The 13,294-nt window shown below is 70.4% G+C and carries 15 protein-coding genes; 9 read left to right on the top strand and 6 right to left on the bottom strand.

Going from position 1 to position 13,294, the window contains the following annotated elements; translation table 11 throughout:
• A complete protein-coding gene (locus tag HH310_RS26485; RefSeq protein WP_169178367.1) occupies positions 1 to 969 on the bottom strand; it encodes a zinc-binding alcohol dehydrogenase in 969 nt (322 codons plus the stop codon).
• A 109-nt stretch (positions 970 to 1,078) separates the two neighbouring features.
• On the opposite strand from HH310_RS26485, the gene HH310_RS26490 reads away from it, so the two are divergent.
• On the top strand, positions 1,079 to 1,858 hold the full coding sequence (locus HH310_RS26490) for a CDP-alcohol phosphatidyltransferase family protein (RefSeq protein WP_169178368.1): 780 nt from the start codon (positions 1,079 to 1,081) through the stop codon (positions 1,856 to 1,858).
• 9 nt (positions 1,859 to 1,867) lie between these two features.
• Here the strand turns inward: HH310_RS26490 and HH310_RS26495 are convergent, their stop codons facing one another.
• The gene (locus HH310_RS26495; protein WP_312034329.1) at positions 1,868 to 2,752 is read right to left on the bottom strand and encodes an ABC transporter substrate-binding protein; all 885 of its coding nucleotides are present in this window, start codon (positions 2,750 to 2,752) and stop codon (positions 1,868 to 1,870) included.
• A gap of 199 nt (positions 2,753 to 2,951) precedes the next feature.
• Between HH310_RS26495 and HH310_RS26500 the strand changes: the two genes are divergently transcribed.
• The 3 genes from HH310_RS26500 (at position 2,952) to HH310_RS26510 (ending at position 5,268) form a co-directional block, all read left to right on the top strand.
• Positions 2,952 to 3,551, top strand: coding sequence for an HAAS signaling domain-containing protein (locus HH310_RS26500; protein ID WP_169178370.1), 600 nt, complete (start codon positions 2,952 to 2,954; stop codon positions 3,549 to 3,551).
• A gap of 155 nt (positions 3,552 to 3,706) precedes the next feature.
• Complete coding sequence (locus HH310_RS26505) at positions 3,707 to 4,192, top strand: DUF1269 domain-containing protein (protein WP_169178371.1); 486 nt, start codon at positions 3,707 to 3,709, stop codon at positions 4,190 to 4,192.
• Positions 4,193 to 4,197: 5 nt separating this feature from the next.
• Positions 4,198 to 5,268 (top strand): S1C family serine protease, encoded by a 1,071-nt coding sequence (locus HH310_RS26510; RefSeq protein ID WP_169178372.1) that lies wholly within the window; start codon positions 4,198 to 4,200, stop codon positions 5,266 to 5,268.
• A gap of 132 nt (positions 5,269 to 5,400) precedes the next feature.
• Here the strand turns inward: HH310_RS26510 and HH310_RS26515 are convergent, their stop codons facing one another.
• Positions 5,401 to 6,228 carry an alpha/beta hydrolase gene (locus HH310_RS26515; protein WP_312034330.1) on the bottom strand — a complete coding sequence of 276 codons (828 nt, stop codon included), beginning with the start codon at positions 6,226 to 6,228 and terminating at the stop codon, positions 5,401 to 5,403.
• Between the two features lie 181 nt (positions 6,229 to 6,409).
• Between HH310_RS26515 and HH310_RS26520 the strand changes: the two genes are divergently transcribed.
• Entirely contained in the window at positions 6,410 to 6,679 is a 270-nt protein-coding gene (locus HH310_RS26520; RefSeq protein ID WP_169178373.1) for a hypothetical protein, read from the top strand.
• Positions 6,680 to 7,274: 595 nt separating this feature from the next.
• On the opposite strand, the gene HH310_RS26525 is transcribed toward HH310_RS26520, so the two are convergent.
• Positions 7,275 to 7,658 carry a hypothetical protein gene (locus tag HH310_RS26525; protein ID WP_169178374.1) on the bottom strand — a complete coding sequence of 128 codons (384 nt, stop codon included), beginning with the start codon at positions 7,656 to 7,658 and terminating at the stop codon, positions 7,275 to 7,277.
• Positions 7,659 to 7,854: 196 nt separating this feature from the next.
• Here HH310_RS26525 and HH310_RS26530 point away from each other — a divergent pair, with 196 nt between their 5' ends.
• From HH310_RS26530 to htpG, 3 genes are all read left to right on the top strand, one after another.
• Positions 7,855 to 8,559 carry a dienelactone hydrolase family protein gene (locus HH310_RS26530; protein WP_169178375.1) on the top strand — a complete coding sequence of 235 codons (705 nt, stop codon included), beginning with the start codon at positions 7,855 to 7,857 and terminating at the stop codon, positions 8,557 to 8,559.
• A gap of 58 nt (positions 8,560 to 8,617) precedes the next feature.
• Positions 8,618 to 8,887, top strand: a complete 270-nt coding sequence (locus HH310_RS26535; RefSeq protein WP_169178376.1) for a hypothetical protein — start codon at positions 8,618 to 8,620, stop codon at positions 8,885 to 8,887.
• 125 nt (positions 8,888 to 9,012) lie between these two features.
• On the top strand, positions 9,013 to 10,842 hold the full coding sequence (htpG, locus tag HH310_RS26540) for a molecular chaperone HtpG (protein WP_169178377.1): 1,830 nt from the start codon (positions 9,013 to 9,015) through the stop codon (positions 10,840 to 10,842).
• Positions 10,843 to 11,263: 421 nt separating this feature from the next.
• On the opposite strand, the gene HH310_RS26545 is transcribed toward htpG, so the two are convergent.
• Positions 11,264 to 11,731, bottom strand: coding sequence for a helix-turn-helix domain-containing protein (locus HH310_RS26545; RefSeq protein WP_169178378.1), 468 nt, complete (start codon positions 11,729 to 11,731; stop codon positions 11,264 to 11,266).
• A gap of 93 nt (positions 11,732 to 11,824) precedes the next feature.
• On the opposite strand from HH310_RS26545, the gene HH310_RS26550 reads away from it, so the two are divergent.
• A complete protein-coding gene (locus HH310_RS26550) occupies positions 11,825 to 13,069 on the top strand; it encodes an MFS transporter (protein WP_169178379.1) in 1,245 nt (414 codons plus the stop codon).
• A gap of 15 nt (positions 13,070 to 13,084) precedes the next feature.
• Here HH310_RS26550 and HH310_RS26555 read toward each other — a convergent pair whose 3' ends face one another.
• Positions 13,085 to 13,240 (bottom strand): hypothetical protein, encoded by a 156-nt coding sequence (locus HH310_RS26555; protein ID WP_169178380.1) that lies wholly within the window; start codon positions 13,238 to 13,240, stop codon positions 13,085 to 13,087.
• Positions 13,241 to 13,294 lie beyond the last annotated feature (54 nt).

Consider the following 13,294-nt stretch of genomic DNA (forward strand, 5'->3'; position numbering starts at 1 on the left):
TCAGTGGTAGTCGATCACGTGACACAGGGCCGCGAGACTGCCGTCCACGAGCCGGGGCATCACGTCGGGCAGGTCGGTGAAGTCCGACCGCCCGGTGATCAACGTGTCGAAACGGGGGTCGGCGAGCAGTTCCAGGGCGAGCGCCATCCGCTCACCGTAGGACCGTCGCCGGCCGGGGACGATGCCGCCGACCTGGCTGGACCGGATCGTCAGGCGACGGGAGTGGAAGAACTCGCCGAGCGGCACGGTGACCTGCTTCTCGCCGTACCAGCTCATCTCCAGGACGGTGCCCTCGGCCGCGACCAGCTCCAGCGAACGGGTCAGCCCGGCCGAGGTCGCGCTGGCGTGGATCACGAGGTCGCAGTCGCCCAGCGCGTCGGCCGGCGCCGCGAACGGGACACCGAACGCGTCGGCGATCACCCGGCGGCTGGGATCGGCGTCGACGACCTGCAGGCGTACACCGGGAAAGCGGGAGAGGACCGCGGCGATGGACCCGCCCACCATGCCGGCGCCGACCACGGCGATGCGGTCGCCGATCAGCGGGCGACCGTCCCACAGGGCGTTGACGGCGGTCTCGACGGTGCCGGCCAGCACCGCCCGATACGGCGGCACATCATCCGGAATCACCGTCACCGCACTGGATTTCACGACATATCGCGTCTGATGCGGGTAGAGGCAGAAGATGGTCTTGCCGACTAACGCCGGGTCACCGGCCTCGACCACACCGACGTTCAGGTAGCCGTACTTGACCGGGGCCGGGAACGACCCCTCCTGGTACGGCGCGCGCATCGCGTCCCACTGGCTCTGCGGCACCTGGCCGGTGAAGACGAGTGTTTCGGTGCCGCGGCTGATCCCGCTGTGCAAGGTCCGCACGAGAACCTCGTCCGGACCGGGATCGCTCACCGGCTCCTCGCGTAGCTCCCCCTTTCCGGGGAAAGCAAGCCAGAAAGCACGCGCGTCACCCGGCATGGATATCTCCTCACCGCCGAACCCAACTGAACCGATCGTCCCCGCAGCGCGTGTAAAGCGCTGACAGCCGCCACCATACGCGGCAGCCGATCTTGCACCTGGAGGCACGGTGACACACCCAGTGACCACGGCGACACCCGTACGCGGACCGGTGCTCGGCCTCACAGCCCAGCTGGTCCTGCTCGGGCTGCTGGCCGTTACGCCGGGTCTGACCACGTTTGGGCTGGCTGCGGGCGTGATCTACGGAATTGTGCTCACCGGGTTGCTGGCCGCGGGCCTCGAACGCACCAGCGCCGCGCGACTCGGGGCTGCCAACGCCGTCACGCTCGGTCGCGCCGTGCTCGTGGGTGGTGTCACAGCGATGGTCGTCACGTCGTTCACCATGAACATCAACGTCGCGATCCTCGTCGTGGCCGCCGGTGTGGCGCTGGCGCTCGACGGTGTGGACGGTCAGGTCGCCCGCCGCACCCGCACCACCTCGGCGCTGGGCGCCCGCTTCGACATGGAGATCGACGCCTTCCTGATCCTGGTGCTCAGCGTGTACGCCGGTGACCGGTTCGGCTGGTGGACGGTGGCGCTCGGCGCGTACCGCTACCTGTTCGTGGCCGCCTCCTGGGCGATGCCGTGGATGACCGCCGCGCTGCCGCCGCGCTTCTCCCGCAAGACCGTCGCCGCGATCCAGGGCGTCGTGCTCGCCCTGGTCACCCCCGACCTGCTGCCGCACGCCGCCGCCGTGATCGCGCTGGTGATCGCGCTCGGCACGCTGACCTGGTCGTTCGGCCGCGACATCGTCTGGCTGCACCACGCCCGCCGGGTGCGCGAGGCGGCCCGCACCCGCTGGTCGGCCCGCCCGGCCTGGACCACCGAGGCCCCGGCCGTCGTGCACTGAGGCAGCACTTCAGCTCACCCGCGTCACCGTCCCCGGCCTGGCCGGGGACGCCGCGTCCGGATGCAGGACCGCCGCGATCGCCTCGACCCCGTCGACCAGGCGCGGACCCGGCCGCACCACCAGGCCGTCCCCGTCGATCGCCCACACCTGAGCCCCCGGGAAATGCGGGACCACCGTGCGGGCCTGCTCGGCCGCGCCGTCCAGGTGGAACCCGCACGGCGTGACCAGCACGATGTCGGGCCCGGCCGCGGCCATCGACGCGTACGTGACCTCCACCGAACGCTGCCCGCCGCGCGCCGCGACCGGCTCGCCGCCCGCCGCCGTCACCAGATCGGGCACCCAGTGACCAGCGGTGAACGGCGGATCCACCCACTCCACGATCGCCACCCTCGGCCTCCGCCGACCCGCAACCCGCGCCCGCACCTGGGAAAGCCGTGCCCGCAGCCCGTCGACGAGATCAACACCCCTCTCCCGTACGCCCGCGGCCTCACCCACGGTGACGAAGGTGCCTAGCACGTCCTCCAGCGTGTACGGATCGAGCGACAGCACGTCGGCGCGGCAGCCGAGATGCTCGAGCGCGTCGTCCACGTGCCCGGACGGCAGCGCGCACACCCGGCACAGGTCCTGCGTCAGGATCAGATCGGGCGCGAGGCCCGCGAGAGCGCCGGCGTGCAGCGTGTACAGGTCGTCGCCGGCCGCCATCCGCTCCTTCACATAGCCGTCGATCTCCGCCGGGCTCATGCCCTTCGTGTCGCGGCCGCCGACCACCACGGTCTTCTCGGTACGCGCGGACGCCGGCTCGTCGCACTCGAACGTCACCCCGACCAGGTCGTCGCCGAGGCCCAGCGCGTACACGATCTCGGTCGCCGAGGGCAGCAGGGACACGAGCCTCACCAGAGATCCCCCTTCGCGGGCGTCATCGTCGAACCACCCGCCGGACACGATACGCACGCGGGCCACGGCCCACATCGGTCCAAAGTCGGTCGGCCGAAAGACCTAGGCCGCCCCCGCGGACTCTGCCCACGGGCCGATGCGCGCGACCGGGACCGGCGTCGATGCTGTCCTCCACGCACCGGACAGACGGGGGAAGACCATGACCAGTGCACCGCTCGCCCACACCGACACGCTCGTCCTGGACTACCTGGCCGCGTTGTGGGCGCAGAGCGAGGATCTCGACCCCGGCCTGCGCGACGACCTGATGACCACGGTGGCCGACTACATCGCCGTCCGCCGCCGCGGCCTCGACGACCCCGCCGAGATCATCCGGCGGCTGGGCCCGCCGGAGTCGCTGGTCGCCGCGTGCCATCGCGGCGCCATCCCGGTGCACCTGCGCCTGCCCGCCCTGATCGCGCCGCCGCCCGCACCCGCCCCGGCTCCCACCGCGGGCGGCGGCGTCGAATACACGGCCGTGGGCCTGCTCACCGCGGGCGCGCTGGTGCTGCCCGGCATCGCCCCGGTCGCCGGGCTGCTGCTGTCCACCGGCTCCCAGCACTGGACGCCGGCGCAGAAGACGATGGCGTGGACTCTGACCGTGGGCTCCGGCGCGGCCGGCCTCGCGTTCGCGCTGATCGTCGCCGCGCTGCCCGGCTCGGCAGCCGTCGCCATGGTCATGCTGTACCTCGTGGCCAGCGCCGGCTCGATCGCGGCCGGCGCGACCCTGATGAACGCCCTGCGCCACCCACGCCCGGCATGACCCGTCCCGCCGGCCGATTTCATCCGCAATGGATGAGGCTGATCTCTGCGGGCGCTGCCTACGCTCCGATCCGCCCATGTCGATCGATCCGCATGCGTGCCTCAGCCACGCAACGCACCCGAGCGCGGACGGCGTCGGCGAGACGGAGGAGCAGCATGTCCGATCTGATCATCATCGGGTACCAGGACCACGACACCGCCAAGCGCGCCTACGACCAGGTCCTCGAGCTCAACAAGGACCACATCGTGGAGCTCACCGGGCTCGCCGTGGTCACCGTCGACGAGAAGGGGCACAGCCACGTCGACACGCCCGGCAAACTCGTCGCGGGCGGCGCCGCCACCGGGGCGCTGTGGGGGACCCTGCTCGGGCTGCTGTTCCTGGCGCCGTTCGCCGGCATGCTGGTCGGCGGTGCGCTCGGGGCGCTGTTCGGCAAGCTCGGCAAGTCCGGCATCGACGACGACTTCCGGGACCGGGTCCGCGCCATGCTCACCCCGGGCAAGGCCGCGGTCGTGGTGATGAGCCAGCAGCGTACGGAAGACAAGTTCGTCGACGCGTTGAAGCCCTTCGGCGGCGAGGTCCTGCAGACCTCCCTGTCGCACGAGCAGGAGAAGGAACTGGCCGACGAGCTCGGCGCCAGCTGAGCATCATGCAAGCCTCCACGGGACGCGTGGTCGCGGCCGCGGCCGGCCTGGTCATTCTCGGCGGGCTGGCCGGCGGCGCGGTCGGGGCATGGGTGGGCTCCGACGACGACGGACCGGGCGGGACCGCCTCCGCCGCCCCGGCGAGCCTCAGCGGCTGCGACGTCGCCGCCGTCGCCACCAAGGTCTTCCCCTCGCTGGTCACCGTGAACGTGCAGCGCGGCGACGCGGGCGGGCTGGGCTCCGGCTCGGTCCTCGACGCCGACGGCAACATCCTGACCAACGACCACGTCATCGCCCCGGTCACCGGCGGCACCATCACCGTCGACTTCGCTCGCGGCCCGGCCGGCGTCGCCGCCACCGTGGTCGGCCGCGACCCGGCGACCGACCTCGCGGTCCTGCACGTCGACCCGGGCGCGGCCCGGCTCACCCCGATCGTCGCCGGCGACTCGTCGGCGCTGGTCGTCGGGCAGCCGGTGGTCGCCGCCGGCTCCCCGCTCGGCCTCAACAGCACCATCACCGCCGGGGTGGTCAGCGCGCTCAACCGCTACGTGAACGTCGGCCAGGGCGACGAACCCGCCGCGCTGATCAACGCGGTGCAGACCGACGCCGCGGTCAACCCGGGCAACAGCGGCGGCCCGCTCACCGACTGCCAGGGACGGCAGGTCGGGGTCAACTCGGCCGGAGCGCAGACCCCGGACGGCGGCGGCGGCTCGATCGGCCTGAACTTCGCCATCCCGATGGACTTCGCGGTGTCGGTCGCCCGGCAGCTCATCGCGAACGGACGCGCCCAGCACCCGGTGCTCGGCGTGCTGAGCGTGACGGTCACCGACGAGATGGCCAAATCCACCGGCCTGCCCCGCGGCGCCCTGGTCGAACAGGTCCTGCCCGGCCTCGGCGCGGCCCGCGGCGGCCTGAAGCCCGGCGACGTGATCACCGACGTCGGCGGCACCGCCGTCAACAGCACCGACCGTCTCCTCGTGGCCGTGCAGTCCCACCGGCCGGGCGACACCGTCCAGGTCGGCTACCACCGCGACGGCGCCACCCACCAGGCGGGGGTGACCGTCGCGACCCCCTGATCCCGCAACGATCGAGGTCTGCCGGCCTTCGAAGGCGTCGTCCTTCTCCTCACCCACACCGAGATGGTCCTGTGTGTCCGGATCACCGGCGTCGTCGGCATGTGCCGGCTTCATCGCCGTCTGACGAACGTCTCAGAGCGACAGCATCTCGCCGATCACCTGGTCCCAGACGGCCCGGGGCGGGAACTCGTGTCCCACACCCGCCAGCCAGACCAGGCGGGCACCCGGGATCTCGACCGCCAGGGTCTCCGCCTCGGCGCCGGGAAAGAGCGGGTCCTGGGTGCCGTGCAGGATCAGGGTAGGGGCGGTGATGCGGCCGAGGTGCTGGCGGAACGGCGGCCCGCCACCGCAGAGCCAATGGTTGGTCTGGCTGGCGGCCATGTCGGTGGTGCGGTCGTAGACGCGCTCGACGAGCCGGCGCAGTTGCTCGTCGTCCGCGGTGAACGGCCCACCCATCTCCCGTACGTCGCTGACCAGGCGATCCACGGCGGTGCGGCGCTGCGACCAGACCGGGTCGGGTTCCGCGACCGTGTCGAACGGCGTGCCGGTGTCGTCGCCCGGCCCCGGCCCGGGTGCCGTGGACATCAGGGTGAGCGACAGCAGGCGGTGCGGCCGCTCCACCGCGATCCGCTGCGCGAGGGCCCCACCCATCGACAGTCCCGCGATGTGCGCCCGGCGCACACCGAACGCGTCCAGCACCCCCAGCCCGTCGTTCGCCAGATCCGCGTCGGTGTACGGCGGGCGCCCCGCCGGATACGAGATGGACCGCCCGGTGTCGCGATGGTCGTACCGGATCACGAACCGCCCGCCGGCCGCGAGCCGCCGGCAGAACTCGTCCTCCCACCAGTCCATCGAGCTGGCCCCGCCCGCGATCAGCAGCACGCCCGGATCGCCACGCTCCCCGAACGCCTCAGCACACACCTCGATGCCCCCGACCGGCACCATCGTCTCGGCAGCCACCGCCCCATTCTCCGGCAATTTCCCGCGTACGCAGGTACGGCGCTCCCACCCGCACCGGCACGTCCCCGCGCGGGTCCACGGGCTCGGCACCCCGATGTGGTGCTATAGAAACGTGTTACCTGACTTATCCGATTACGTCCCACATCGCACCGTAGAGGACGCCCCCTTCGAAGGTGTCCCCGTGCCCGGCCTGCGCGCCGACTACTTCCGGCGTGCCGCCGGCTACCGCATCGCGACCGTCGGCCGATACTCGATCGGCGGCCGCGACCTGCTCATGGCCTGGGGTTACGTGGACGAGGAGCACTGCCGGCACAACGCCGTCCGCAACGACGACGGCACAGGCTGGCACCCCGCCGCCGACGGCTGCCCCGAGGTCGAGCTGATCCGCGACGGCCAGGCGGTGGTCGGCCTGGCCGTCCGGGCCCCGACCGGCCACTGGGTGCGGGGCTAAGCCCGCCCACCGGCCGGCGCCGTGGGGCGGAGCGCGCTTTGCCGGTCTGCGGTGCGAGGCGGCGGACAGTCGCGGGTCCCCACACCGGGCGATGGTGCGCTGGGCGTGGGGAGTGGCGGCGGTGGGAGGGTGGCAGGTTCCCACACCAGGGTGAGCCGCGCGTCGGTGTGGGGAGTTTGGGCGCCTGGAGGGTTGCCGGTTCCCACACCGGGGTGGTGGTGCGCTGGGTGTGGGGAGTGGCGGCGGTGGGAGGGTGGCAGGTTCCCACACCAGGGTGAGCCGCGCGTCGGTGTGGGGAGTTTGGGCGCCTGGAGGGTTGCCGGTTCCCACACCGGGTGGCGGTGCGGCGGGTGTGGGGAGTGGCGGCGGTGGGAGGGTGGCAGGTTCCCACACCAGGGTGAGCCGCGCGTCGGTGTGGGGAGTTTGGGCGCCTGGAGGGTTGCCGGTTCCCACACCGGGTTGGCGGTGCGGCGGGTGTGGGGAGTGGCGGCGGTCGGAGGGTTGCCGGTCCCCACACCGGGTGGCGGTGCGGCCGGTGTGGGGAGTATCGGCGGTGGGGTTGCGGGTCCCCACACCTGAGTCGGCGCGCCGCGGGTTAACGGGGGGCTGTGCTTGCCGAGCGGAGCGCGGCCGTCGAGCTCAGCCGCGCCTGGGTGCGCACGATGCGCAGGGACACGGCGGTGAGGACCAGCGCGATCACGAAGAGTGTCAGGTGCAGGTACGGGTTGACGATCGGGACGAAGCCGATCACCGCGACCGGGATCTGCACGATCGCGACCAGGCCGGCCAGCCACCAACGGCTGCGGCCGCTCCACAGCAGGGCCGTCCAGACCGGCGCCGATACCACGAGCAGCGTCAACGCGTCGAGGACGGCGTGGAACGTGGAATTGTGGACACTGTTGTGCGCGAAGGCCTGGGCGGGGGAGGCGATCCAGAGACCGGCCAGGACGAGGGCGAGTAGGACAGCGGCACGACGCATGGGAATCCTCCAGCGTGTGGGAACCGTTGCTCTGTGTCACCACGGTATGGAACGGCTGCCCGGCCCGTAAAGCCCCTGGAAAGTGAGTGAGCACCGCCGCCCGTTCCGGCGATGTCCGGCGCGGGAATCCGTTCCTAGCCTGATGACGTGCGCAAACTCGGGACGGTGGCGGCCATCGCGGTGCTGCTGGCCGGGTGTGCCACAACGGCGCACGCGGCGGCCGACCTCGCGGTACTCACCCGCACGCTCGCGTTCGCCCGCGGCGGGCGCCTCCTGCCGACCACCGGTCTGGTATCCGGCGCGGCCCGCGGGGCGGCGTCCGGTCATCCTGTTCAGCCACGGGCTCGGCGGCCTGCCGGAGCACTTCGCCGCGCTCACCGAGGCGTGGGCGGCCGCCGGGTACGTCGTGGTCGCGCCCGCCTACCCGCACACCAACGCGCTCGTCGACGTACGGCGCGAGGACGTCGGCAACCAGCCGGCCGACGCGGCGTACGTGCTCCGCGAAGTCGCCACGAACGGCCCGCTCGCGGAGCACGTCGACGCCGGACGGATAGCCGTGATCGGGTTCTCGGCCGGCGGGACCACGACGCTCGGGCTGCTCGGCCGCGGGCACGACCCGGGGATCAAGGCCGCGATCTGCATCGCCGGGCGCGCACCCGACGAGCCGATGGGCGGACCGGCGGTGGCGACGCTGTTCCTGCACGGCGACGACGACCCGGTCGTGCCGATCGCCGCAGGCCGCGCCGCCTACGAACAGGTGCCCTGGCCCACCAAACGCTTCGTCACCATCCGTCACGAAGGTCACGGTCAGTATCTGCACCCCGATAACCCGGCGTACGGGCGTACGCAAGCAATGATCCTGGAATTTCTCCGCGCGGAGGTCGGACAATACGCACGGTGATCAGGAACGAGCCGATCGGACGGTCGTTACCGGAAGTAATCCTTCCTACAGTGCATCAATGCACCTGAGCCACGTAGTCACGTCCGCAGTCGTCACCCTGAGTGTTGCCGGGATATCTTACTTAGCGTTAAATCCGGAGCAGATGAAGCGGCCGGCGGAACTGATCGCCCAGCACGCCACCTGCCGCGCCGTCGACCAGGCGATCATCGCGTACACCGGCGTCACCGGAGACACCCCGCGCACCATGGCCGATCTTGCCGGATACATCGAGGGCGACGTCCGCGCCTACCGTGTCGTCGGCGGGCGCGCCGCCGGACCGGGCTGCTGAGCGGGGGCGAAACCGGAGAAACACGAGCTTAGGAGGGACGTGCAGCCCTCGGTGCGGCATCGGTCACGCTCGGGTCATACGATCTGGGCGGACGCGACGGTCCGTGATCTATGGGAGTGCATGCGATGGAGACGCTGGAGTTCCAGGCCGAGGCGCGGCAGCTGCTGCAACTGATGGTCCACTCGATCTACTCGAACAAGGACATCTTCCTGCGCGAGCTGATCTCGAACGCCTCGGACGCGCTGGACAAGCTGCGGCTGGCGATCCTGCAGGACGGCCTCGAAGCCGACGCGAAAGACCTCCACATCGAGCTGGAGGTGGACGCCGACGCGCGCACCCTCACCGTGCGCGACAACGGGATCGGCATGACCCGCGAGGAGGTCGTCGAGCTGATCGGCACGATCGCCAAGTCCGGCACCGCCGAGCTGTTGCGCAAGGTGACCGAGGCGAAGGACCGCCCGGAGCTGATCGGACAGTTCGGCGTCGGGTTCTACTCGACGTTCATGGTCGCCGACAAGGTCGCGCTGACCACGCGCAAGGCCGGCACCGAGGGCCACGGCACGAGCTGGGAGTCCGAGGGCGAGGGCACGTACACGATCGACGACGCCCCGGACGCGCCGGTCGGCACCACCGTGGTGGTGCATCTGCGGCCCTCCGACGAGGAGGACGCGCTCTTCGACTACACCGCAGACTGGAAGATCCGCGAGATCGTCAAGAAGTACTCGGACTTCATCGCGTTCCCCATCAAGATGGGCGACGAGACGCTCAACTCGATGAAGGCGCTGTGGGCGCGCCCCCGCAGCGAGGTCTCCGACGAGGAGTACCACCAGTTCTACCGGCACATCAGCCACGACTGGACCGACCCGCTCGAGATCATCAACATGCGGGCCGAGGGCACCTTCGAGTACGAGGCGCTGCTGTTCCTGCCCTCGCGCGCGCCGCACGACCTGTTCCAGCGCGACGCCCGCCGTGGCCTGCAGCTCTACGTCAAGCGCGTGTTCATCATGGACGACAGCAAGGAGCTGATCCCCGACTACCTGCGCTTCGTCAAGGGCGTGGTGGACGCGGCCGACCTGTCGCTCAACATCTCCCGCGAGATCCTGCAGCAGGACCGGCACATCCAGATGATCCGCCGCCGGCTGGTCAAGAAGGTGCTGTCCACCATCAAGGACCTGCGGGCGAACAACCCGGAGAAGTACGCGACGTTTTGGCGCGAGTTCGGCAAGGCGCTCAAGGAGGGCCTGCTCAACGACCCCGACAACCAGAAGGCCATCCTCGAGGTCGCCAGCTTCGCGTCCACCGCCGGCGACGAGCCCACGACCCTCACAGCGTACGTGGAAAGAATGAAGGAAGGCCAGGAGGAGATCTACTACCTGACCGGGGAGTCCCGTTCCCAGGTGGAGAACTCGCCGCACATGGAGGCGTTCGCGGCGCAGGGCTACGAGGTGCTCGTGCTCACCGACCCGGTCGACGAGATCTGGGTCGAGGCGGTGCCCGACTTCGACGGCAAGAAGCTGCAGTCGATCGCCCGCGGCTCGGTCGACCTGCCGTCGGACGACTCGACCCCCGAGCCCGAAGGCGACTTCGCGCCGCTGCTCACGTTCCTCAAGGAGAACCTGTCCGAGCAGGTCAAGGACGTCCGCCTCAGCCACCGCCTGACCACGTCGCCGGCCTGCCTGGTCAGCGACAACGACGACATCACGCCGGCGCTGGAGAAGATGTACCGCGCGATAGGCCAGGACGCGCCCCGGGTCAAGCGGATCCTCGAGCTCAACCCCGGACACCCGCTGGTCGGTGGCTTGCGCTCGGCGCACGAGGCACGCGCCGACGACCCCGCGCTGGGTGAAACCGCCGAGCTGCTGTACGGGACCGCGCTGCTCGCCGAAGGTGGCGACCTCGACGACCCGGCCCGCTTCGCGAAACTCCTCGCCGACCGGCTGGCCCGTACCGTCTGATGCGTTCGCGGCCGGGCGTCCCGCTATGTGGACACCGCGGTCACATCGTGATTTTTGTGAACCTTGGAGAGTTGCGCCCACATACGAGCCATAACTCTCCAAGGTTCACATTCGGCCGGAAAAGCGGCCGGGCGAAAGCCTTATTACGTGACAAAAATACTCTCTACAGTGGACGCTGGTCCCACATCGCGGACGGTGGGTCCATGATGCGGGCGCGGGTCTCAGCAGGCGGTCACCCGTCTCACGGAATGGAAGCGCCGCACGGCCGCCCGCTGAGCCCGCCTGTCCAGCGGCCCAGCCGATCTGGCAAATCTCAAGAAATGTCGGATATGCGAGACGGGGTGGCGGGGGCCAGCGGAGGGACGGCGATCAGATCGCTGATTCGCCTACGGCCACTGACTCGGCTTAGGACTTGGTCGTCCTAGGCGGCTTCCGGGTAGTCGGGACGGCGTCGCGCGACCATGGCGGCCGGCGACGCGAACTCGCCGTTCCCGGTGACGAACGCCAGGCGCGCCGGCTCCCCGGACTCCGCGTCACTGAACTGCGGTGACGTTCCGTCGGGGCGCGGCCGGTACGTGCGTCCCCAGTCACTGAGGGCGGCGATCACCGTGCTGAGGCTGAGGCCCGCCTCGGTCAGCACGTACTCGTCGCGGGGGCGGCTGCCGGACTCCTGATACGTGCGGCGTTCCATCAATCCCTCGTCGACCAGCGCCGCGAGCCGGCCGGTCAGGATGTTCGACGCGATGCCCAGCGAGTCGCGGAAGTCCTGGAAGCGTGTCGCACCGGTGACCAGCGCCTCACGGACGATCAGCAGCGTCCAGGAGTCGCCGACCACGTCGAGGGATCGCGCGATCGAGCACGTCGCGTCCTTGCCCAGTGCCTTGCCCATGACTGCCAGCGTAGCCGGGATGAGTTGCAGGAAGCCACTCAGATCAGCTAGCTTGCAACGCGCAACTCAGCAACGTCTTTTCTGGGAGTACCCATGCCTGTATTCCGGGCCCGGACCAGTTTCTGGCTGGCCGGTGCCGTCGTCGCGCTCGCGTTGTGGACCAGTGCCTGCCCGACCCTGGTGTATCCGCTCTACCAGGCGGACTGGGGTATCTCGACGACGACGATCACGTGGATCTTCGCGGCATACCCGATCGCGTTGATCCCGGTGCTGATCCTGCTCGGGGACATCTCCGATCACATCGGCCGGCGGGCCTCGATGGTGCTGGGCCTGCTGGCCGAGCTGATCGGGGTGCTGTTCTTCGTGTTCGCGCACGACGTGGCGTGGCTGCTGATCGGCCGGGCGTTCATGGGCATAGGGGTCGGCCTGTCGCTGAGCCCGGCGAGCGTGGCGATGGTCGAGTTCAGCAAGGAGGGCCAGGAGAAGCGGGCCAGCGTGGTCGCGACCGGCATCTCGGCGCTGGGCATCGCGCTGGCGATGCTGGTCGGTGGATTGCTGACCCAGTACGCCCCGGCACCGTTGCGCCTGAACTTCGTCGTCCTGGCGGTGGTGATCGCCGTGATGGCAGTGCTGATCCTGGGGCTGCCGCGGCACACCCGGGCGGAGACGAAGCAGCGCTGGCGGGTCCGGGCGATCGTCATCCCGCGCGGCAGCCGGGGCACGTTCTTCGCCGGGGTGATCGCCTTCGCGTCGGCCTTCATGCTGGGCGCGATCGTGCTGCCGCTGGGCGCGAAGATCGCCGAGCAGCTCGCCGGGTCCACGAACGCGCTGGTCACCGGGGCGTTGCTGGCGGTGTTCGCGCTGTGCATCGTGCTCGCCTCGGTATACGCCCGGCGGCTCGGTGAGTGGACGCTGGTGATCCTCGGTGCGGCCGCGTCGCTGGTCGCCGTGTGGCTCTACGTGGCGACCGGGTCAGCGCACTCGCTGCTGCTGTTCTTCATCGCGTCGGCGATCGCGGGCGCGGCATACTCGTTCAACTTCGCGGGCGGGCTGACGGTCTTCAGCAAGTACGCGGCGGCGCACCACCGGGCCAGCATGACCTCCGGGGGTTACCTGGTCGGGTACGCCATGCAGGGCATCGCCGCGCCGGTGCTCGGCTGGGTGGTGACCGGGCACGGGCTGATGTCCGGCCTGGACACCGGGGCGATCGTGTTCAGCGTGTTCTTCGTGGCGGCGCTCGTCGCCGGTGTCGTGGCGCGGCGGGTGACGCGCGGCCGCGTGCCGGTCGGGACGGTGCTCGCGAGTGAGCTGGCGGCGGGCACGCCGGCGACCAAGTAGCGGTCCGGGAGCTGCTCAGGAGGCGAGGTTGCGGAGGAAGACGCCGATGTTGTTGAACGCCTCCGCGATCCCGTCGCCCAGGCCGCGGGCGATGTCCGCGGCCGGGCCCGGATTCGTGCCGACATAAAAGATGAGCAGAATAAGCAGAATCCAGCCGACTGCTTTCTTCATTTGACCGGCTCCCTTCCACGACCCGGCGCGTGCGTACATGATCGTGACATGCCC

Source organism: Actinoplanes sp. TBRC 11911 (genome assembly GCF_012933445.1).
Lineage (GTDB): Bacteria > Actinomycetota > Actinomycetes > Mycobacteriales > Micromonosporaceae > Actinoplanes.